The following is a 21285-nucleotide window of genomic DNA, read 5'->3' as shown; positions in this document are numbered from 1 at the left end:
TTTTCCACATCTTTCGCCGGAGCGAGACTCATGACCAAGCAGGCTGTTTCATCCAAGTATCTTGAGTTTCTCAGAAATATCGGAGTCATAGCTCACATTGATGCGGGCAAGACCACCCTCACGGAACGAATTCTCTATTACACCGACAGAATTCATCGCATGGGCGAGGTGCATGAAGGCACCGCCACCATGGATTTCATGCCGGAAGAGCAGGAACGCGGCATAACCATTGCCTCTGCCTGCACATCCTGCCACTGGGGCAAGCACACCATCAACATCATAGATACGCCCGGCCATGTTGATTTCACCATAGAAGTAGAGCGCAGCCTGCGCGTTCTTGATGGTGCGATCGGCGTTTTCTGTGCCGTAGGCGGGGTGGAGCCCCAGTCTGAAACCGTATGGCGGCAGTCTGAGAAGTTCCACGTGCCCAAGCTTGCGTTCATCAACAAAATGGACAGGCTTGGTGCAGACTTTGAAGCAGTACTTGAAGGAATGCGCTCGCGGTTGAAGGCGAATCCTCTTCCCGTGGTCGTGCCGCTCGGGCAGGGTGAGGATTTTTACGGTGTTGCCGATGTGGTGACGATGGAGCGTGTGGAATTCGATCAGGATTCGCAGGGCAGGGAGTATACCCGACATCCTCTGACAGAAGAGGAGGCATCGCTGGTTGCCCCGTGGCGCGATCGGCTGCTGGAAAGTGTTGCCGATTTCGACGACGGTATCATGGAACGCTATCTCGGAGGCGAAGATATTTCCGCACAGGAGATTCGCGCCGTGCTGCGCGCTGCCACCCTGAAGTTGCAGGTGGTTCCCGTGTTTGCCGGTTCCGCTCTGAAAAACACAGGCGTGCAGCTGGTTCTCGATGGCGTTCTGGACTATCTGCCCGGGCCTCTCGATGTTGAACCTCCGGTGGCCCATATGGAGAATACCAAGGATAAGTGCTCGTTGGATGTTTCTCCGTCAGCTCCTTTGGGGGCGCTTGCTTTCAAGGTTTTCATGGATGACGGGCGCAAGATGGTGCTCATGCGCATTTACTCCGGCGAGATAAAGGCCGGAGAGGTCTACCGCAACGTGACAAAGGGAGAATCCGAGAGAATATCCCGTCTGTTCAGGTTGCACGCGAGCCATCAGGAGAAGATTGAGCACGCTTATGCCGGCGATATCGTCGCGGCTGCGGGGCTCAAGGGCGCGCGCACCGGAGATACCATCGCCACCCCTGAACATCCTTACATTCTTGAAAATATCGCAGCGTATAAGCCTGTCATATCCTTGGCGCTTGAGCCCAGAAACTCTGAGGAAGGGGATAAACTGGACGAGGTGCTGGAAAAGTATCTTCAGGAAGACCCCACCCTTACCTTTGTGCAGGACGAAGAGACCGGCCAGCGCGTCATTTCCGGTATGGGCGAGCTGCATCTGGAAGTGGTCATAGACAGGCTGCGCAGGGAGTACAAGGTATCACCCCGAACAGGCAATCCGCAGGTTGTGTATCAGGAAGCCGTGACTAAGACTGCCGAGGCGACCGGCGTGTTTGATAGAGAGCTTGGCGACCAGCATCACTTTGGCAAGGTTTCTGTTCGTATTGCCCCCCGTGAGCGGGACAAGGGCAACCGCGTCCGCTTCGAGATGAATACCGACGGATGGCCGGCGCAGTGGCTTGACGCAGTGGAACAAGGGATTAATGATAGTTTGTTCAGTGGCGTTCAGAAGGGCTATCCGGTGCAGGATGTCGATGTCTCCATCCTTGCAATGGAGCGCAAGGACGGTGCGTCAAGCGTTGCCGGGTACCACATGGCGGCGGTGCTGGCCCTCAAGGAGGTGCTGGAGCTTGCAGGCCCTGTGTTGCTTGAACCCATCATGCATGTGGAAGTGTCTGTTCCCGACTCCTACGTCGGCGATGTCATCAGCCTGCTGGGCATGAAGGGGGCCCGGGTTGGGAACATGTTTGACCATGCGGGGCAGAAGGTTGTACAGGCACTTGCCCCCATGAGAAAGCTGTTTGGCTTCTCGACGGATTTACGTTCCGCCACGCAGGGAAGGGCAGGACTCATGCTCAAGTTTGCCCGCTTCGACACGCTTTCGTAATTGAGCTTGTTTAGACTGGATCGATCAATCAGGGAGATTCTGGCTCGTGCAGCAACGATGGGAAACATTCAAGCGGACGCTCAGATACAACTACCTTCGGGTCATGCGCCTGAAGGCCTCTACTCATTCCGTTGCCATGGGGCTGGCGGTTGGCGTTTTTGTCGGTTTTCTACCCGTCATACCTTTTCAGACCATAGTGGCTCTTTCCCTTGCCTTTGTCTTCAGAGCCAGCAAGATTCCTGCAGCACTCGGTACATGGATTTCCAATCCGGTAAACCTGATCCCTTTCTATACCATGCTCTACTATGTGGGACGCATGATCATGCCGGTGGATACGCCCGAGCTGGACTTTCACCATCTGGAACTCAAAGCCATGATAGAGCAGGGCTGGGGCCTTGTGGTGGTCATGTTCACCGGAGGTTTGATTCTTGGTGTGCCCGGCGCCTTTGTCACGTATATACTGGCCTTCAAGGCTGTGAACCGCTACAGACAAAAGCGCATGATCCGGCTGATCAAGAAGTACCAGAAGAAGAAGGCCGAGAGAGAAGCCGCAGAGCTTGCAGCTGATAAACGTGCCGCTGATACCTCTGCAGGCCAGAGTGACATAGTCGCCGGAACCGCGGCGTTGCCTCATCAGAAAGGTATTGCTTCCGACGTTTCCTCTGACTCCACCCGCTAGATATCTGCCTGTGCTTTCGAGAGCGGAAGCACGCCGTGCAGACCCTCCATTCATATTTTTATGCGACAGGAAGTTCCCGCATGACTCTAGATATCCATTCCGGGCCTCGTGCCAAGAAAAGCCTCGGCCAGAATTTCCTGCAAGACAAGAACATCGCCAATCGAATTGTAGATGAGCTCGGTATTACTCCGGAAGACCGTGTGATTGAGATCGGCCCCGGCCCCGGTGCGCTGACCCACCTTATTCACGCGCGGGGACCCAAATGGTTCACTATTCTGGAGAAGGACCATCATTGGGCCTCGGAGCACAGAAAAAATCCTCCGGCCGGTGATCCTGAACTGAATGTCGTGCTGACGGACGCACTGCTTTTTCCGTGGGAGAATCTTGGAGTGGGACCTTCCTGGAAGGTCATCGGCAATCTGCCGTACAATGTTGCCTCACCGTTGATGTGGGATATTCTCAGCAGGGCACCGGGACTCGTCCGTGCCGTCTTCATGATTCAGAAGGAGGTTGGCGACAGGATAACCGCAGCGCCGAACTCGAAGCAGTACGGTGGCCTTACCGTTTGGCTGCAGAGCTTCTGCCGGCCGAAAAGGGCGTTTATCGTGCCACCTACCGTATTCAAGCCAAGGCCTAAGGTCGATTCCGCCGTACTCAGGTTTGAGCCAATTCCCAAACATGAGCTGGACTTCGATCCCGCGTCTCTGTCGTGGGTAATCAAGGTCTGTTTTCAGCAGCGCAGAAAGCAAATGCAAACAATTCTGCGTGGTTATTTTGGAGAAAGGCTTGATGAGGCTTTTGCGGCGGCTGGAGTGCTGCCCACAGCCCGTCCTGAGAACCTGACCCCAAGACAGTTCCAGTTGCTCGCAACTACTGTAAAAAATTGGATTCCTGCTTGACTTGAAGGGTGAAATGGTGTTTGCCTACTGCCGAAGGCAATATTTACCGTTGCGCCAGATTTACGCATCTGATAAGGGTTTTCTGGGTTTGAGAAAAAAATCTCAAAGTCACCTCGGTGCGTGAATGAGCCCTAGGTGATATCTTTTTGCCAAGCGTGTTATTTGGTAAACCCCAGAGAGGAGGATGTGGCAGATGACTAAAGCGGATCTCATCGAAAAGATTGCAGAAAAGGCGAACCTCACCAAGGCTAATGCCGAGCGTTCCCTTAACGCCTTCATCGACGCTGTTGAAGACGTTCTGGTCAAGGAAGGCAAGCTCACCCTGACCGGTTTCGGCACTTTTGTTGTCGAAGAGCGCAAGGAACGTAAGGGACGCAACCCCCGTACCGGCGCAGAAATTTCCATTCCCGCCGCCAAGGTGGTTAAGTTCCGTCCCGGCAAGCTTCTTAAAGAAGCTATCAAGTAGTAGCTTCGGAGGCGCAAATGCTGCACGGTGAAACTATTCAGAGCCCGCTGCCCATGGATATTCCATGGTGGATGGCTGACCATTTTGTGTTTTTTGGTGTGCTGTACGCTGTTCTGTTCGTTCTTTGCTCCGGTCTCGGGTATGTTATCCTGAAGTCCGTGATGCAGGCCCGTCAGGACGAACACGGCCACGGGCACGGTAGCCACTAAATTTTGTTGCTGTCTGGTTTGAAGGCCTGTCCAGCCGGACAGGCCTTTTTTATTGTCCGATAAACAAAGTGCTTGCCAAGATTTTGTGGAAGGAGTATCTGACCTTCTTGCCTTGGCGTACTTTCGCCAAACGGACATTGCATGAAGGTGGTGATTTTTAATGCCAGGTGTATTCCTCGAAGAAGGTGACTATAACTTCGATATCGCGCTTCGCCGTTTCAAGAAGCAGGTTGAGAAGGCTGGTGTTCTTTCCGAAATGAAGAAGCGTCAGCACTTCGAAAAGCCCAGCGTGATGCGCAAGAAGAAAAAGGCCGCCGCACGCAAGCGTCTTGTTAAAAAGATGAGAAAGATGAACGCGAGCTAGCCTCGCGTGAGCCCGCTTAGTCGGGAGCATTCATGTAAGCATTCATGATGCATTATAGCGGGGATTCGGTTAGTTTCGAGTCCCCGCATTATTCTTTATCACCCCCCACCATCACAGGTCACCGCCATGAGCCTCGCAAAGCAGATCGAAGCGGATTACATTGCCGCGTACAAGGCTAAGGATCAGGTCAAGCTCGGCGTGCTGCGTCACCTGAAGACTGCAGCCAAGAACCTTCAGGTTGAACTTCTTCGTGAGCTGACCGATGAAGATGTCTTCGGCGTCATCATGAAGCAGGCAAAGCAGCGTCAGGACTCCATTGAGCAGTTCAATTCCGCCAATCGTCCCGACCTTGCCGCCATTGAATCCGCAGAGCTTGAAGTGCTCAAGACCTACCTTCCCCAGCCCCTTTCCGATGAAGAGCTGTCTGCTCTTGTGGACAAAACCATCGCCGAAACCGGTGCAGCGGATATGAAGGATATGGGCAAGGTGATGAACCCCATTATGGCCGATTACAAGGGGCGCGTGGACGGAAAGAAGCTGAGCGCACTCGTTCGCGAAAAGCTTTCTTAGTCTTCTTCTGCATGGAACAACGTACTCTTCAGAATCTTGAGTTCGACAAGGTGCTTGTGCATCTTGCCGGGCTTGCCGTATCGGATGCCGGAGCCGAAGCCTGCCGCAAGGTGGAGCCTTTGTCTCCGGATTCTGCCCGTTCGGAGATGGACTTTTTCCGGCAGGGCCAGGTCTGGTCCCAGTATGCCTCTTTCCGGCTGCGTCAGTTTCCGCCGCTGTCCGGCATGCTCGATTTTGTCGAAGCGCCCGGCAATGTGCTTGATCTGGATGATCTGTGGGCACTGCGTCAGGTGCTTGCGCAGGCCAAGGAGCTTGTGGATTCTATTTCTTCGGCACCCGGCGGATCAGTTGAATGGCCTCTGCTGCAAGAAGCCGTGGACCGCTACCCCTGGCCGGGGCAGAGCTGGTCCGGTCTTGCACGATGCATAGGCGACAACGGCCAGATCCGCGATGAAAGCTCTCCCGAACTGCTGCTCGTCCGTCAGGAAGTGCGTCGCATCCACCAGACCTGCACCCGCAAGGTCAAGGAAGTGGTGCAGACCTACAACCTGCTTCAGTACATGCAGGACGAGTACCTCACCCTTGCCAACGACCGCTATGTGCTGCCGCTGAAGAGCAACTTCAAGGGCAGGGTGCAGGGCATCATCCACGATTATTCGCAGACCGGAGAAACCTGCTATTTCGAGCCGCTGTTCCTTGTGGATCTCAACAACGAACTGCAGGAGCTCAAGCAGCAGGAGCGCGAAGAAGAGCGCAAGGTGCTCATCTACCTCACCGGTCTTATCCGTTCCCAGCTTGCATCCGTTCGCGGAGTGCATGACCTTCTGGTGAAGGTTGATGTACTGCTGGCAAAGTGCTCGCTGGCTGCTGCCTTCGACGGCACGGCTCTGGAGCTTTCTGCCGAAACGCCGCTCAATCTGCGTGAAGCCCGTCATCCTTTGCTTGCCCTGACCGAAAAGGGATCACTGCCGCTCAACCTGCAGTTGAAACCCGGCCAGAAGGCTCTGGTGATCAGCGGTGGTAACGCAGGTGGCAAGACCGTGTGCCTCAAGACCATCGGCCTTATCGCGCTCATGGCCATGAGCGGTCTGCCGGTGCCGGTTGCAGGCGGAAGCACGCTTCCCCTGTGGACCAAGGTGTTTGCCTTTATCGGCGATGAGCAGAGCCTTGAAGGGCATGTTTCCACGTTTACGGCGCAGATTCGCCATTTGAGTGCCCTGTGGGACAAGGCAGATGCCGAAACGCTGGTCATACTCGATGAATTTGGTGCAGGCACCGATCCTGCACAGGGCGCAGCCCTTGCTCAGGCAGTCATTGACGAGCTGCTTGAGAAGGATGCTTCCATTGCGGCGGCTACCCATTTCCCAGCACTGAAGGCCTATGCCCTCAGCCGTGAGAAAGTTCGCGCCGCTTCCGTGCTTTTTGACCCGAACACCAAGAAACCGCTGTACCGCCTTGCCTATGATCAGGTGGGAGCGTCGCAGGCTCTTGATGTGGCACGCGAACACGGCATGCCTGAAACGGTCCTCAGAAGGGCAGAGAGCTATCTGCTCATGGACGGGGAAGATACTTCCGCGCTCATCGACCGCCTCAACTCCCTCGCGGTGACCCGTGAGAAGGAGATCGAGACTCTGCATAAGGAGCGCGACAAGTTCCGCTCCAAACGTGACCGGCTCGAAGAGCGGTTTGAACGTGACCGTGAAAAGCTGTTCACAGAAGTGCAGACACAGGCACAGGGTGTTCTGAAAGACTGGAAGTCCGGCAAGGTGAGTCACAAGTCGGCGCTGAAGGAACTTTCGAAAACCCGCGAAAAACTGGTTAAGCCGGTTGTCGTACAGCCGGAGCCCGTTAAGCCCTTCTCTGTTGAGGTTGTTCAGCCGGGGCAGCGCCTTTCCTACCTGCCGTGGAGCAAGACCGGTGTGGTTGAAGAGGTCGACGGTCGCCGCAATCGCGTAAAAATTGATCTTTCCGGCGTTTCCATGTGGGTGGAAGGTAAAGACCTTGCTCTTGTGGACGAAAAGGGAGTTGCGGGTCCCAAGACTCCTGTCACGACAGGAGCGACGGTCAAGGCAGAAAGAAATATTGCCTTGAGACTTGACTTGAGGGGAATGCGGACTGATGTAGCTTTAAGCGAAGTGTCGCGTTTTCTTGATAAAGCCCTTCTGGGTAATGTATCACAGGTCGAGATTGTTCACGGACGCGGAACCGGCGTGCTTCGTAAGGAAGTACACCGGCTGTTGCGCGACTTTCCTGCCGTATCCGAATTCCGGCTTGCGCCGGAAGACATGGGAGGCGACGGGATGACCATAGTGGATTTCAAATAGCACGGGCTGCGCACGCCGCCGGTTGGACAATGGGCCGGCGGGTGCTTTTGTGCACCCTTGAGTATTCACATGAGCAGTCGGGACTATTCAGCAGTTCGGGAAATTAAGGCCCGTATAAACCTTGCGGATCTGGCGCGGCGCTATATGGAGCTGCGGCAGGTGAGCGGGCGCTGGAAAGGACTGTGCCCTTTTCATCAGGAGAAGACCCCTTCGTTCAGCATTAATGAACAGGATGGGTTCTTTTATTGTTTCGGCTGCCATGCATCAGGCGACCTGATTGATTTTTATTGCCGGGTGAACGGTCTGGAGTTCCGCGAAGCCATTGCGCAACTGGCTGAAGAAGCCGGTGTGGAGCTGCAGGAATACAAGCCCGACCCGCGCGCACAGCAGGAAAGAGACACGAAGCGGCAATGCCTGCGCATGTACGAGATTGCGCGGAACCATTTTTCCGCCTGCCTGCGTTCTCCCAAGGGTAAGCAGTGCAGAGACTACATTGCCGGTCGCTCCATGGCTCCGCAGATTGTTGAAGCGTTCGAACTGGGCTGGGCGCCGGATGAATGGCATTCGCTCGGTGATGCTCTGCAGAGCGAAGGATTTTCTCCCGCACAAGGGGTGGAATCCGGACTTCTTTCGCGCAACGAGCGGGGCAACATGTATGACCGCTTCCGCGGACGACTGATTTTCCCGATCAAAGATCTTTCAGGACAGGTTATCGCGTTCGGCGGCCGTATCATCGTGAAGGATGAGGCCAAGGAACAGGCCAAGTATATCAACAGCAGCGATACGCCCATCTACAAGAAAGGTGAGCATCTTTACGGATTATTTCAGGCACGGCGGGCCATAACTGCCCAGAAACGTGCTCTGCTCACCGAAGGATACATGGACGTTCTCACCCTGCACCAGTTCGGGTACGAAAATGCCTGCGGTGTGCTCGGAACGGCACTTACGCCCGATCAGGTGAAACGCCTTGGCGGCTTCTGCTCCAGCATCGATCTCATTTTCGACGGAGACGAGGCGGGCAGAAAGGCGGCTCTGAAAAGCTGTGAAATGGTCCTGAGCCGCGGCATGCAATGCCGCGTTGTGCTCATGCCGGAAGGCGAGGATGTGGACAGCCTGCTGCAGGGGCAGGGTACCGAGGCTTTTGAGGGGCAGCTGCAGGCAGCTCCTGACGGCATGGACTACTGCATGAGCACTGTTTCGCAGTGGGCTCCCCGTGAGGTTCTGGAGTGGGTGACCCGTTTTCTGGATTCGCTGGTGCAGCCGGAGCTGCGCTCGTTTTATATTTCCCGGCTTGCCGGCGGTTTGGGGCTTGATGAGGCGGATTTACGCCGCACTGCCGCTCCAAAACGGCCGGTATCTGCCCGTTATGGCATGGAAAACGGTCCGGGCTGGCACCCGGAAGCAGGTGGCCGCACCACAGGTGGACCGTCATATGCCAACAGACAGGGCGCAAAGCCAACTCGTAAGTATCAGAATGGAAAGAGTGAACGACAGACATGGTCCGGTGCCCAGGCACAGCCTTCTGCCGGACGCTCCGGTGGGTATGCAAACAGGGGTGGCGCACGTCGTCAGCAGTCTGTTCCGCAGCCACCTGCGGTAAAGCCGTCACTGGCTGTGTCGCTGGAAGAAACGGTTCTGTTGTTTTTAGTGCGTTATCCGCACCTGCAATCAGTGCTTGAGGAGCATGGCGGCCGTGAATTGCTGCAAGCCCCTTGGGCGGAACGGTTGTGGGAAGCGGTCTTGGAACATGGTACTGGCGATGTCGCCATGTACCTTGATGGAAAAGAAAAGGAATTTTGGATACGGAACAGGGTGGAAAACTCTGTGCCGGCCGAAAAGGAACAGGAAGAGCTTCGTGATGTCTGCGCGTTTCTGGAAAAGAACCGCCGCCAGCAGCAAGGGCAATCCCTCGTAGCCGCCATGCGGCAAATGAAACAGGGTGGCGAACCGGACGCGGACATGGAACTTCTTCGTGTGTTAAACGAATCCTTGGGGAGGTCCAATGGGGAATATTAAGGACATCCAGCAGATCAAAACCCTCATCGCCAAGGGTAAGGTCAGCGGTTTTCTGACTTTTGATGAAGTCAACAAGGCCCTGCCTGCCGAGGTCAACACCCCTGAGCAGATTGAAGAGATCATCGGCATCTTTGACCAGCTCGACATTGCGATTGTCGACACGGAAAAAGAAGGCAAAGCCATTGCCGTGACTCCCAGCGAATCTGACGAAGACGCGGGCGAAGTTGATATTGAACTGACTGACGATGAAGATTCTGCCGATTACGCCACCCGCAGCACGGACCCCGTGCGCATGTATCTGCGGGAAATGGGGGCTGTGCCCCTGCTGGACCGCGACGGTGAAGTTGTCATCGCCAAGAAGATAGAAATGGGCGAGCAGGACGTTCTGTACGCCCTTGTTGAAGTGCCTGTGGCTGTTGAAGAACTCATTCACGTGGGCGACGATCTCAAGGATAACCGCATCAAGTTGAAAGATGTGGTTAAAACCATTGAGGAAGACGACCCCAGTGAAGATGAGCTGAACCAGCGCGAGCGCGTCATAAAACTGCTTGATGAAATCAAGTCGGTCTACAAGAAGCGAAAGAAGATCTATCTGAAGCTGGATGAATGTGCCACGCTCGACAAGCGTGTGGCAGGTCTGCAGAAGGAAATAATCAGCTACAAGGAAGAGATTGTTCTCCGGCTGCGTGACATCAAGCTGGAAAAGACGCTCATCGACCGTATTATCGAGACTGTTGAAGACTACGTGCGGCAGATGCATAACTGCCAGCGTGACCTTTCAGCGTATATACTGTCCACCGGCAAGACGCAGGTGGACATCCAGACTCTGTTCTCCAAGCTGGAAGAACGCGAAATAAATCCTGTCGTCGCTGCGGACGAACTTGGCCTGACCGTGGAGGAGCTGTTTTCCTTCAAGGAAATGATCATAGGCAAGATCGAAATTCTCAAGCGCCTGCAGGAAAAGTGTTGTCACAACGTGACGGACCTTGAAGAAGTGCTGTGGCGCATCAAGCGTGGCAACAGTGCCGCCATGCGTGCCAAGCAGGAGCTTATCCGTTCCAACCTGCGCCTTGTTGTGAGCATCGCAAAGAAGTACACCAACCGCGGGTTGCAGTTCCTCGACCTGATTCAGGAAGGGAACATCGGCCTCATGAAGGCGGTGGACAAGTTCGAATACCAGCGCGGTTACAAGTTCTCCACGTATGCTACCTGGTGGATACGTCAGGCCATCACCCGCGCCATCGCGGATCAGGCCCGTACCATCCGTATCCCTGTGCATATGATCGAAACGATCAACAAGCTTATCCGCACTTCCCGCTACCTTGTTCAGGAACTGGGACGCGACCCCACGCCCGAAGAAATTGCGGAGCGTATGGACTATCCCATCGACAAGGTGAAGAAGGTCCTCAAGATCGCCAAGGAACCCATTTCTCTCGAAACTCCCATCGGGGATGAGGAAGATTCCAGCCTCGGCGATTTCATTGAAGACAAGAAGGCTGTTGCGCCGTCCGAAGAGGTGGTCAACACCAAGCTTGGCGAACAGATTGCCAGCGTGCTTGCCGACCTTACCCCCCGTGAGGAGCAGGTGCTGCGCAAGCGGTTCGGTATTGGCGAAAAGTCCGACCACACTCTGGAAGAAGTGGGTAAGCTCTTTAACGTTACCCGCGAACGTATCCGCCAGATCGAAGCCAAGGCGCTTCGAAAGTTGCGGCATCCTGTTCGAAGCCAGACCCTGCGTTCGTACTACGAAAGCTGATAATGAGACGGGCGACCCAAGGTCGCCCGTCTTTCTTTCTGTGAGGTTTCCAAACTCGTTATGCGCAATCCTTTTATGCGCCCCCCCGCCGGATGCCCGGGACTGCTGGCGGTTGTGACCGTACTGCTGTTCGGTTGCCTTCTGTTTCTTCATCAACCCGCTGCCTTTGCGAAACCAGATGTCGGGAACGAAGGAAGAAGGGCGACTGTACGCTTTGTTCCCGATGGTGATACCGTGGTTCTTGTCTCTGGAGAGGTAGTAAGGCTCCTGGGTATAGACGCCCCGGAAATGGGCAAAGACGGTGCCGCAAACCAGTTTTATGCCGTTCAATCCCGCGATGCGCTTGCCTCTTTGGTTATGGGAAAGGAGATTCGTGTCATGAGCGGAACTCCATCCAAAGACCGTTACGGGCGTACCCTTGCCCGGCTTGTGCTTCCGCAGGGCAGCAACGTTGCTGAAATTCTGGTTTCAGAAGGATACGCCATGGTATACTGGCATGCTGATGTGCCCCGCAGAATTTTTGAGAATTTGTTGGAGTTGCAGCGTGATGCAGTGAAAGGGCGGGTGGGGATGTGGCAGGTGGTGGATATAATTTCGAAGAGAAGCGATACGTATGTGGGCAACCGTAAAAGTAAGCGCTTGTTTACTTTTATGTGTGACGGTTCCGGACAGATATCTGCAAAAAATAGAATAGAATTCCGGAATGTTGAGCAGGCCTTTGACATGGGGTTTGCCCCCGCGAGGCACTGCAGGATCTGGCCTGACCAATAGATTTCAATGACAGTACATTCTTTTTAAGGCATATTACGCAATCAGTTGAATATTGATGCCATGCCCCGGCATGGGAAATAATCACTTACAGTCCCATAGGTTGAATACAGATGCCCTCTACTCTTCTGCAATGCGAAAGATCCGGTTCATGCGATTTTACACAAGACGGCAAATTCTGCGAAATGCTGGATAAGGCCGGTGTGCCGCGTGATGCCAAGTGGCGCACACTCGTCCTGTATATGCGGGGGCTTGAGGATTATTCCTATCTTTCGGAAATTCAGAAGAGCCAGGTTCAGGCACTGCTGGTTGATGTGCTCAAGCGCAAAGATTTCAGCGAGGACCGCTTCAGGGAAGTGCTCATGCGGGACCGGGAAATTCTGGTTGCTCCGTATGAGCAGCGCCTTAATGCCGCCCTGCAGGAAACCGTGCAGCTTGCTGAGGAATTCAAGCGCCTCATGCAGCGCCGCAAGGGTGACGTGAAGCATCTGGAAGCCCGGAGCGTGGAGGCAGTAACCAGCGGACAGGATTCATCAGAAATAGTCTCATTGCTTCAGGCCACGTTCCGTGAGGTGATAAGCCTTATGGAACGGGACATGGAAAATCTGGATCAGTTGAGCAAGACAGACCCCCTGACCGGTTTGAATAACCGGCGGGCCTTTGATGAAGTGCTGGAACAAGGCGTCAGAGAATGGAAGGAAAAAAGTATTCCGCTGGCCTTGCTCATGCTCGATATAGACTTCTTCAAGGATTTTAACGATGAATTTGGTCACCGCATTGGTGATCAGGCGTTAACCACGGTTGCCTGTCTCATGCGTCAGTCCATCTCGGCCTTCGGTTCAGAAGGGCTGGAGGTGCATCCGTGCCGATACGGAGGCGAGGAATTTGCCATCATCCTGCGCGGTTCTTCGGCGCTTGTGGCGGAAGAGCTTGCGGTAGACATCCGTAAGCGTATGGAGCGGTACAACTTTGTTATCCGCGACAGCAATGGCGATATTATGCGTAAGGGGATACGGATCACCATTTCGAGCGGGCTTGCAGAAGCCGATCCGACGTGGAAGGGAGCCTATCAGGAAAACCTTATCGATGCGGCTGACAAGGCCTTGTATTTTGCCAAGAATGCCGGACGTAACCGGGTTGCGAAGTTTGTCTATTCACCCGCAGGCAGTTGCTGCAGTATCATAGAAGAATGAGCAATAATGCCAGAAATGCTTACAGCCTCTTTTTTTACAGGAGGCTTTTTTTATTCTCTGCAGCCGGGTGTTGACACCTTGCCGTTTTGAGAGATAGATTCCAGCTGCTTATTCTCAGGGCAGGGTGAAATTCCCTACCGGCGGTATTCCGAGTTGCTTCGGAGAGCCCGCGAGCGCTCCGCTCCGGCGATGGTCAATGGATGCGGAGGTCAGCAGATCTGGTGAAATGCCAGAGCCGACGGTATAGTCCGGATGGAAGAGTTTAAGACAGTCAGCATCCCGCCGAGGGTATTTCATACCCTGTGCCGGATATTCTTCCGGCATCTGTCTTTTTCCGTGCCCTGATTCTGGTTTGTTTACTACAGGAGTAGTCACCATGAATCAGTCTTTGCTGTCCTCTTTCGGTTCCCCGCTCGAAAGGGTGGAACGCGCACTTGATGCGTTGCGTAACGGACAAGGTGTGCTTGTTACCGATGACGAGGACAGGGAAAATGAGGGAGATCTCATCTTCTCCGCAGAACATCTGAACCAGCAGCAGATGGCTATGCTCATCCGCGAATGCAGTGGTATTGTCTGCCTGTGTCTGACGGACGAAAAAGTTCGTCAACTCAAACTGCCCATGATGGTGGAGAAAAACGAAAGCAGGCACCAGACCGCCTTTACCGTGAGCATTGAAGCTGCCGAAGGTGTTACCACCGGTGTTTCTGCCGCTGACCGTGTGCGCACGATCAAGGCTGCCGCATCTTCTACGGCCAAGCCTGCGGATCTGAACAGACCCGGTCATGTTTTCCCCTTGCGCGCCCGTGATGGTGGAGTACTCAGCCGCAGGGGACACACCGAAGCAACTGTTGATCTTATGCGCCTTGCCGGACTTGAGCCCTGCGGCGTGTTGTGCGAAGTAACCAATGAGGACGGTTCCATGGCCCGCCTGCCCGAAATTGTCGCGCTTGGCAAAAAGCACGGCATGCCTGTGCTGACCGTGGAAGACATTGTGCAATATCGCGTAAGTGTTGAGCGTATGGCCAGCTAGGCCTGCTCTTTATTTGCATACCCTTAACTTCGCTGCCGCGCGCTGAACGACTAGCGGCGCGTATGGCAAAATTCTCCGACGTTTTATCCGAAAGCCAAAAAGAAAGGCCGGAACATGGTTCCGGCCTTTTATTCTGGGGAAGAGGCTAGTCGTCCGTTTCGTTTTTCCGTTTTTCGTACTCGTCCTTGTAGAGCTTGTACGTGATGGAATCGACAAGGGCCTGCCAGCTGGCCTCTATGATGTTGTACGAGACCCCCACCGTTACCCAGCGCGACTGCTGGTCGCCGGATTCGATGAGTACCCGCACTACGGAGGCTGTTCCGCCGCCGTCAGGGTTGGCCGCGGTCATGACGCGTACCTTGAAGTCGAGAAGGCGCATTTCGTTGAGTCGCGGGTAGAAGCCGATGAGCGCTTTGCGCAGGGCGTTGTCCAGCGCGTTGACCGGACCGTGTCCCGTGGCTGCCGTGTGCTCGGTAATGCCTTCCACCTCGACCCGGACAGATGCTTCGGAGTAGGGTTCCTTTCCGTGTGAATCCTTGAGCTCCAGCACGCGGAACTGTACGAGGTTGAAGAACTCCCGCACTCCGCGGCGCGCAAGCTTCTTGAGCAGCAGCAGTTCCACGGAAGCTTCGGCCGCAGCATAGTCGTAGCCCATGCTGGAGCGGGTCTTCAGCTCGTTGAGCAGTCCCTTTACCACCGGCTCATCCTTGTCCAGATGGAATCCGAACCGGCGCGCCATGCTCACTATGTTGGCACGGCCGGCCAGTTCCGTGAGCAGTACGCGCTGGCGGTTGCCCAGTTCTCTGGGGTCGACATGTTCGTAGAGCATGGCCAGACGGTTGACCGCACTGGCATGGATGCCACCCTTGTGCGCAAAAGCCGAGCGGCCCACAAAGGGCTGACGGCTGAAGGGCTGCATGTTGGCCACATCGGATACATAGGCCGAGGTTGCCGTGATGAGCTGCAGCTTTTCGCGCGGAATGGTGGTGTATGCACCGCCGCACTTCAGTTCGAGAATCGGAATGATGGAGCAGAGGTTTGCGTTTCCGCAACGCTCGCCCACCCCGTTCATGGTACCCTGAATGTGCATGGCCCCTGTCTGCACGGCAGCAATGGAGTTGGCCACAGCCATCTCGCAGTCATTGTGCGTGTGGATGCCGATATTGGCCTCCGGCAGCGCTTTGCGGACTTCGGCGACAATGGCGGAAACCTCAGAGGGCAGGGTGCCGCCGTTGGTGTCGCAGAGCACAAGCACTTCCGCCCCGGCTTTGAATGCTTTGCCTATGGCGGCAAGGGCATATTCCGGGTTGGATTTGTATCCGTCGAAGAAGTGTTCCGCATCAAAGAACACAGGCTTGCCCTGCGAGTGCAGGTAAGCCACGGAATCATGAATTATTTCAAGATTTCGTTCTTCGGAAACACGTAGGGCTTCCGTGGCATGGATGTTCCATGTCTTGCCGAAAATGGTGCAAACGCTGGCACCGGAATCCAACAGGCTGCGTAGGTTCGGATCGTTCTCCGGCAGAAAGTTGGGGTGATGCGTGCTGCCAAATGCGGCAATGCGCGCGTGTTTCAGCTGATAATTCTGAATTTCGCTGAAAAATGCGCGGTCCACAGGGTTGGAACCCGGCCAGCCACCTTCGATAAAATCCACACCAAGCTCATCGAGCCTGATCGCGATCTTGATCTTGTCCTCGTTATTGAGGTTGATGTCTTCTGACTGGGTGCCGTCCCGAAGCGTCGTGTCGTATATCTGTATTTTTTTCATGATCAGCCAAGCATGGAGTCTTTATCCAGCCCGAAGGCGTCGTGCAGGGTGCGAACCGCCAATTCAGTATATTTTTCCTCAATCAGACAGGTAATCTTGATTTCGGAAGTGCTGATCATGAGAATATTTATATTCATGGCGCGCAAGGCTGCAAAAGCCTTGGCGGCTACGCCGGAATGGTTGCGCATGCCCACGCCGATGGCGGAAACTTTGGATACGTGCAGGTCGTGCAACACTTCTGCTGCGCCGGTTTCCTGCTTGATTTCTTCCATCAGGGTGAGCGTTTTCTTCAGGTCCCCGCGGGGAACGGTGAAGGTCATGTCGGTCTTGCCATTGCGGCTGGGGTTCTGAACGATCATGTCCACGACAACGCCCTTGTCGGCAAGGGGGCCGAACAGGCTGTAAGCCACACCGGGAACGTCCGGTACGTCACGCAGCGTTACACGTGCCTGATCCTTGTCATAGGCAATGCCAGAAACGAGAACTGCTTCCATCGTTGAATCCTCTTGCGTTACTAATGTTCCCGGAGTGTCGGTGAAGGTGGAACGAACGTGCACGGGCACTTTGTACTTCTTGGCAAATTCCACCGATCGTATCTGCAGAACCTTGGCGCCCATGCTGGCCATTTCCAGCATCTCGTCATAGGAGACGCGGTCCATCTTGCGGGCGGTGCTGCACATGTTGGGATCGGTGGTGTAAACGCCGTCCACATCTGTGTAGATTTCACACTCGCAGCCAAGCGCGGCAGCCAGAGCAACAGCGGAAGTGTCGGAACCGCCACGACCAAGGGTGGTGATGCGGTTGCATTCAGTAATGCCCTGGAAACCGGCAACTGCAAGTACATCGTAATCATTGAGCAGCGCAGTGAGTTTTTCGTTGTCTATCCCGAGGATTCTGGCTTTTCCGTGAGCCTGATCGGTCTTCATGGGAATCTGGAATCCCAGAAGAGAGCGGGCCTTCACGCCGGCATCCTTCATGATCATGGCGAACAGGGCGACAGAAACCTGCTCGCCGGTGGAAACAAGGGAATCTACTTCCGCAGAATCAGGGTCGCGTGAATACTCGTCTGCGAGGGCCAGCAGCTTGTTGGTGTCTCCCGAACGGGCGGAAAGGACAACAACCACCTTGTACCCCTTGGCTCTCGCGGCAAGAGTTTTTTCGCGAACCTGTTTCATGCACTCAAGGTTGGCAACGGAAGTTCCCCCGAATTTCTGAACCAGAATACGCATACCGATTCCTTTGTCTGTTTAAGGGGTTATACCACAGGACGGCCCTTTGTCCGTCTAGACCCATCACCCAACCCTACTGGCGTAACTGTTCCACCAGAAGACGCAATTCGTCGTAGCAGCGTCTTGCGGATGAACCGCTGGACGAAATCTCGACGAGACGGCCTTCATCGCATGGAAGCCAGCGAAAAAGCAACCACTCATCGGGCCATTCGGCACGGGGTATGAATTCCGCCCATTCCACCAGCAGCACGGAGCGCCCCTCATCGAGGAACTCGTAATAGCTGCTTTCCACGGGTGAGCCTTCCAGCCGGTACATGTCGTAGTGAACGATTTCCGGTCTGGTGGGGTAGATGTTGTAAACGTTAAAGCTGGGACTGCTGACCTCGGCGTTATCTCCGCCGGGCATGGACTCGACCAGGGCTCTGACCAGTGTGGTCTTGCCGCTGCCGAGCGGTCCCTGAAAGAGAATGGGACAGGCCGTGCCAGTCTTCTGCAAGGCAGTGGCTACGGCCCGTCCCAGATATTCGGTTGTATCGGAATCAAGTAGCTTCAGATGCACGGTAGCCTGTTATCCGGGGATGAGGGTTTTAAGGATGTCTTCTTTGCCGATAATGCCGACCACCTGTCCGTCTTCGACGACAGGCAGGGAGTGATACTGGTTGTCCACCATGAGAGAGGCTATCTCGTCAATAGGAGTCGAGGGACGTACGGTTGTCGGGGCTGCCGTCATGGCTTCCGATACCTTGCTTGCGGCTATCTTGCGCATTTCCGCGTCTAGATCAGACATGGAGCGCATGGGAATGATGCCGTCGAGTACCGTGAACAGTGTGGGTACGTTCAGTTTCTTCTGCTGGCTGATGAGATCGCTCTGGCAGATGATGCCCACAAGCGTGCCGTCCTTGGAAACCACGGGCAGGCCGTTGTACTTGTTGTCCACCATCAGGCGGGCGGCAGTGGGGATGTCGGTATCAGGAGTTACGGATACAACCTTACTGGACATTATATCGCGGGCGGTAAGCATGTGGCGAGCTCCTTTTTTGCAGCGATGAGCGCGGCGGCAATATCTTGTGCCGTGTTGCCGCGACAGGGAAATTCCGTTTGCAGAAGATATCCGGCCAACCCGTGCAGATACACTCCTAGGCAGGCTGCATCTCTTGTATTCAACCCCTGGGCCAGCAGGCTTGCCAGCAATCCGGCCAGTACGTCGCCTGAACCGGCAACGGCAAGCTGTGGTACGGCAAAGGGTGAAAGGACCAGCGGCACATTGGGGCAGCTGATCAGAGTGCCTGCACCTTTCAATATGACGATACAGGGATATTCTAGCGCAAAACGACGGGCTGTGGCTAGTCTGTCCGACTGAACTTCCGCGATGGAGGTTCCGGCCAGCAGGGCGGCCTCACCTGGATGCGGGGTGAGAATGTCGTCTTTTCTGAGATGATCCTTCAGGGCGGGGTGCTGAGCAAGCAGGTAAAGGGCGTCGGCATCCAGCACCATGGGGGGGCGTCCGGGCAGGGTGAGCAGCGTTGTCAGCGTTGCAAGCGCTCCCGCGGAGCGCCCCATGCCGGGGCCGGTGACCAGCACTGTGGCACGTTGCAGTGCGTCGGCCAGAGATTCGTTCGAAATGTCGTCCCACGTGTCACCGGAACCGAGAGGAGATGTCAGCACATCGGGCAAGCCCGATGTCATATCTGCCAGAAGCTGTCTTGGGGCCGCAATGCGTACATAGCCTGCGCCACCGCGCATGGCACCTTGCGCTGCCAGAACCGGTGCTCCTGTCATGCCCCGCGAGCCTCCCAGAATGAGCACGTGGCCGGAGGTACCTTTGTGCATGTCTCCCAGCTGCACGGGCAGCAGTGTGGCTACGGATGTATCAAGCAGTTCGCATGAGGCGGGATGTGCTTCACGAACGGCTTTGGGAATGCCTATGGGGCGGGCGTGCAGTCTGCCGGTGAAAGCCATGGCTCCGGGCATGTGCAGGCCGGTCTTGGCTGCCTCGAAGGTCACTGTGGCGTGGGCACGCACTGCCACGGGAGATGCATTGCCTGTCAGACCGTCAAGGCCGGAAGGAATGTCGAGGGCGAAAATGAAACTGCGGGACCTCTGCTCATTGATCCAATGCACCAGCGCGAGGGTGTCCGGCCTGAGCGCTCCTCTGAATCCGGTGCCGAGAAGGCCGTCAATAATACAGTCGGGGTGTTGCCACGGTTCGGGGAGGGTGCTCAGGGTGTGCTGGCGCAGCAGCATGAACTGCACACCGGTTTTGCGTGCCAGTCGTACATGGTATCCGGCCGCTCTCTTACTGGTACCCAGCGGACGGGTATGCAGCACCAGAACGCGAGCGCCCGCATCATGCAGGTGTCTGCCCAGTGCCGCAGCGTCTGCCCCGTTGTTGCCGCTGCCCATGAACAGCAGTACGCTTTTGTCTGCACAGGAGCCAAACTCCTTGTGCAGAACATGCAGGGCTTCGCGGCTGGCATTTTCCATGAGTATCTCTTCGCGGATGCCGAATTCGCGGATGGATGCGCGGTCCCATTCGGCCATTTCAGCCGGAGAGGGCAGAGGGGAAAAGAGTGTCGGTTCCATGTGGGGCCTCCGTTTCTCCCGTTTCGGGAGTCCGGCGGATCAGGATTCCAGAATGACAACGGCAGAGGCAACGCCTTTGCCGTGGGTCAGGGATATGTGCAGGGTGGTTGCGCCCAGTTCACGGGCCTTGTCTGCGGCCTTGCCGTGCAGCTTCAGTGTCGGTTTGCCCGATGCTTCTTTGGCTACTTCTATTTGTGTAAACCATATGCCACCGGTAAAGCCGGTTCCAAGCGCTTTAACCGCAGCCTCTTTGGCAGCGAACCGTGAAGCGAGGTAGGCCACGGGAGAGGAAGGAAGCAGGGCCAGTTCATTCGGATGCAGAATGCGCGCTGCGAACTTTTCGCCGAACCGCTTCCATGAGCGTTCTATTCTGTCCAGTTCACAGACATCCAGTCCCAGCCCTGTAATCACGTACTTTTCTCCGTGGCTGTGGTGCGGCTATTCCGCAAAGGTGCGGATGATTTCCACCATGTCGCGGACGGCGCGGTCCATGCCCACCAGCACGGCACGGGAAATGATGGAATGACCGATGGAATATTCATCAATGCCGGGAACGTCCTTGAACATGAAAATGTTCGTGTAGTTGAGGCCGTGACCAAGGTTCACGCGCAGATCAATGGAGCGGGCATATTCGATGCCGCGCACGATCTTCTCGAATTCCTTCTGCTGGGCTTCAGGCGTTTTCGCATCGGCAAAGTGGCCGGTGTGGATTTCGATGAACTCGCTGCCAACGGCTTTTGCGGCATCAATCTGTGTCACGTCTGCTTCAATGAACAAGCTGGATTTGATGCCCTTGGCATGAATGGGAGCAAGGTAGTCACGCAGGTGTTCAACTCTGCCGGCAACGGCAAGTCCGCCTTCGGTGGTGAGCTCTTCGCGTTTTTCGGGCACAAGGCAGACCATGTAGGGGTTCGTTTCCTGTGCAATGCCCTGCATTTCCCGGGTGGCAGCCATTTCAAGGTGCATCCGGGTGTTAAGGCAGCTGGCGAGCAGTTTGACGTCGCGGTCGATGATGTGCCTGCGGTCTTCACGCAGATGAACAATAATGCCGCGTGCACCGGCAAGTTCTGCCAGATGCGCTGCAGTTGCCGGCTCGGGTTCAATGCCCCTGCGTTGCTGGCGGAGCGTGGCCACATGGTCGACGTTGACTACTAGAACGGGCATGGAAGCCTCCTCAAATTTTGATTGCTTATGATCGTGAGGGCACATCCCAAAGTCAAGCTTAAATGTACGGGATGGTACTATTCAGTCAAGGTTTACAGGGGGATTGCACCTTGTTGACGAAAAGAGGCTCAGAGGGTAAATGCTTCGGGTATTGTAAGAATGGTCATTCGCTTCATATAGCAGAGGTA

Annotated in this window: 20 protein-coding genes and 1 riboswitch; of the genes, 13 read left to right on the top strand and 7 right to left on the bottom strand. The window is 55.3% G+C overall.

Annotated elements, in window-relative coordinates; genetic code table 11:
• Nucleotides 1–30 precede the first annotated feature (30 nt).
• From fusA to ribB, 13 genes are all read left to right on the top strand, one after another.
• Entirely contained in the window at nt 31–2079 is a 2049-nt protein-coding gene (fusA, locus tag HUV30_RS11785; RefSeq protein ID WP_174405639.1) for an elongation factor G, read from the top strand.
• A 46-nt stretch (nt 2080–2125) separates the two neighbouring features.
• Nucleotides 2126–2758, top strand: a complete 633-nt coding sequence (locus tag HUV30_RS11780; protein ID WP_243452165.1) for a DUF2062 domain-containing protein — start codon at nt 2126–2128, stop codon at nt 2756–2758.
• 80 nt (nt 2759–2838) lie between these two features.
• The gene (rsmA, locus tag HUV30_RS11775) at nt 2839–3657 is read left to right on the top strand and encodes a 16S rRNA (adenine(1518)-N(6)/adenine(1519)-N(6))-dimethyltransferase RsmA (protein WP_174405638.1); all 819 of its coding nucleotides are present in this window, start codon (nt 2839–2841) and stop codon (nt 3655–3657) included.
• 193 nt (nt 3658–3850) lie between these two features.
• Nucleotides 3851–4123 carry an HU family DNA-binding protein gene (locus tag HUV30_RS11770; protein ID WP_174405637.1) on the top strand — a complete coding sequence of 91 codons (273 nt, stop codon included), beginning with the start codon at nt 3851–3853 and terminating at the stop codon, nt 4121–4123.
• Between the two features lie 17 nt (nt 4124–4140).
• Complete coding sequence (locus HUV30_RS11765) at nt 4141–4332, top strand: hypothetical protein (RefSeq protein ID WP_174405636.1); 192 nt, start codon at nt 4141–4143, stop codon at nt 4330–4332.
• Nucleotides 4333–4492: 160 nt separating this feature from the next.
• A complete protein-coding gene (gene rpsU, locus HUV30_RS11760; RefSeq protein WP_174405635.1) occupies nt 4493–4696 on the top strand; it encodes a 30S ribosomal protein S21 in 204 nt (67 codons plus the stop codon).
• A 126-nt stretch (nt 4697–4822) separates the two neighbouring features.
• Nucleotides 4823–5266 carry a GatB/YqeY domain-containing protein gene (locus HUV30_RS11755; RefSeq protein WP_174405634.1) on the top strand — a complete coding sequence of 148 codons (444 nt, stop codon included), beginning with the start codon at nt 4823–4825 and terminating at the stop codon, nt 5264–5266.
• 11 nt (nt 5267–5277) lie between these two features.
• Complete coding sequence (locus HUV30_RS11750) at nt 5278–7590, top strand: endonuclease MutS2 (RefSeq protein WP_174405633.1); 2313 nt, start codon at nt 5278–5280, stop codon at nt 7588–7590.
• Between the two features lie 69 nt (nt 7591–7659).
• The gene (dnaG, locus tag HUV30_RS11745; protein WP_174405632.1) at nt 7660–9606 is read left to right on the top strand and encodes a DNA primase; all 1947 of its coding nucleotides are present in this window, start codon (nt 7660–7662) and stop codon (nt 9604–9606) included.
• Nucleotides 9593–11362 carry an RNA polymerase sigma factor RpoD gene (gene rpoD, locus HUV30_RS11740; protein ID WP_174405631.1) on the top strand — a complete coding sequence of 590 codons (1770 nt, stop codon included), beginning with the start codon at nt 9593–9595 and terminating at the stop codon, nt 11360–11362. The genes dnaG and rpoD overlap by 14 nt, the downstream gene beginning before the upstream one ends.
• A gap of 60 nt (nt 11363–11422) precedes the next feature.
• A complete protein-coding gene (locus HUV30_RS11735) occupies nt 11423–12133 on the top strand; it encodes a thermonuclease family protein (RefSeq protein WP_174405630.1) in 711 nt (236 codons plus the stop codon).
• 110 nt (nt 12134–12243) lie between these two features.
• Nucleotides 12244–13323, top strand: a complete 1080-nt coding sequence (locus HUV30_RS11730; protein WP_243452164.1) for a GGDEF domain-containing protein — start codon at nt 12244–12246, stop codon at nt 13321–13323.
• A gap of 106 nt (nt 13324–13429) precedes the next feature.
• Nucleotides 13430–13591: riboswitch (FMN riboswitch) on the top strand.
• Between the two features lie 108 nt (nt 13592–13699).
• Nucleotides 13700–14353, top strand: a complete 654-nt coding sequence (gene ribB, locus HUV30_RS11725) for a 3,4-dihydroxy-2-butanone-4-phosphate synthase (RefSeq protein WP_174405629.1) — start codon at nt 13700–13702, stop codon at nt 14351–14353.
• Nucleotides 14354–14498: 145 nt separating this feature from the next.
• Here ribB and cimA read toward each other — a convergent pair whose 3' ends face one another.
• The 7 genes from cimA to HUV30_RS11690 form a co-directional block, all read right to left on the bottom strand.
• A complete protein-coding gene (gene cimA / locus HUV30_RS11720; protein ID WP_243452163.1) occupies nt 14499–16121 on the bottom strand; it encodes a citramalate synthase in 1623 nt (540 codons plus the stop codon).
• Between the two features lie 2 nt (nt 16122–16123).
• The gene (locus HUV30_RS11715; protein WP_174405628.1) at nt 16124–17350 is read right to left on the bottom strand and encodes an aspartate kinase; all 1227 of its coding nucleotides are present in this window, start codon (nt 17348–17350) and stop codon (nt 16124–16126) included.
• 73 nt (nt 17351–17423) lie between these two features.
• Entirely contained in the window at nt 17424–17909 is a 486-nt protein-coding gene (tsaE, locus tag HUV30_RS11710) for a tRNA (adenosine(37)-N6)-threonylcarbamoyltransferase complex ATPase subunit type 1 TsaE (RefSeq protein ID WP_174405627.1), read from the bottom strand.
• Between the two features lie 9 nt (nt 17910–17918).
• Nucleotides 17919–18371 (bottom strand): CBS domain-containing protein, encoded by a 453-nt coding sequence (locus tag HUV30_RS11705; protein WP_174405626.1) that lies wholly within the window; start codon nt 18369–18371, stop codon nt 17919–17921.
• Nucleotides 18350–19933 (bottom strand): NAD(P)H-hydrate dehydratase, encoded by a 1584-nt coding sequence (locus HUV30_RS11700; RefSeq protein ID WP_174405625.1) that lies wholly within the window; start codon nt 19931–19933, stop codon nt 18350–18352. Before HUV30_RS11700 ends, HUV30_RS11705 begins: the two co-directional genes overlap by 22 nt.
• Before the next feature lie 39 nt (nt 19934–19972).
• The gene (locus tag HUV30_RS11695) at nt 19973–20344 is read right to left on the bottom strand and encodes a holo-[acyl-carrier-protein] synthase (RefSeq protein ID WP_174405624.1); all 372 of its coding nucleotides are present in this window, start codon (nt 20342–20344) and stop codon (nt 19973–19975) included.
• Between the two features lie 27 nt (nt 20345–20371).
• Nucleotides 20372–21097: a pyridoxine 5'-phosphate synthase gene (locus HUV30_RS11690; protein ID WP_174405623.1), complete on the bottom strand. Its 726-nt coding sequence runs from the start codon at nt 21095–21097 to the stop codon at nt 20372–20374.
• Between the last annotated feature and the right edge of the window lie 188 nt (nt 21098–21285).

The sequence above is a fragment of the Desulfovibrio subterraneus genome, from assembly GCF_013340285.1.
GTDB classification, from domain to species: domain Bacteria; phylum Desulfobacterota; class Desulfovibrionia; order Desulfovibrionales; family Desulfovibrionaceae; genus Halodesulfovibrio; species Halodesulfovibrio subterraneus.
This window is presented reverse-complemented; position numbering and strand designations above follow the sequence as displayed.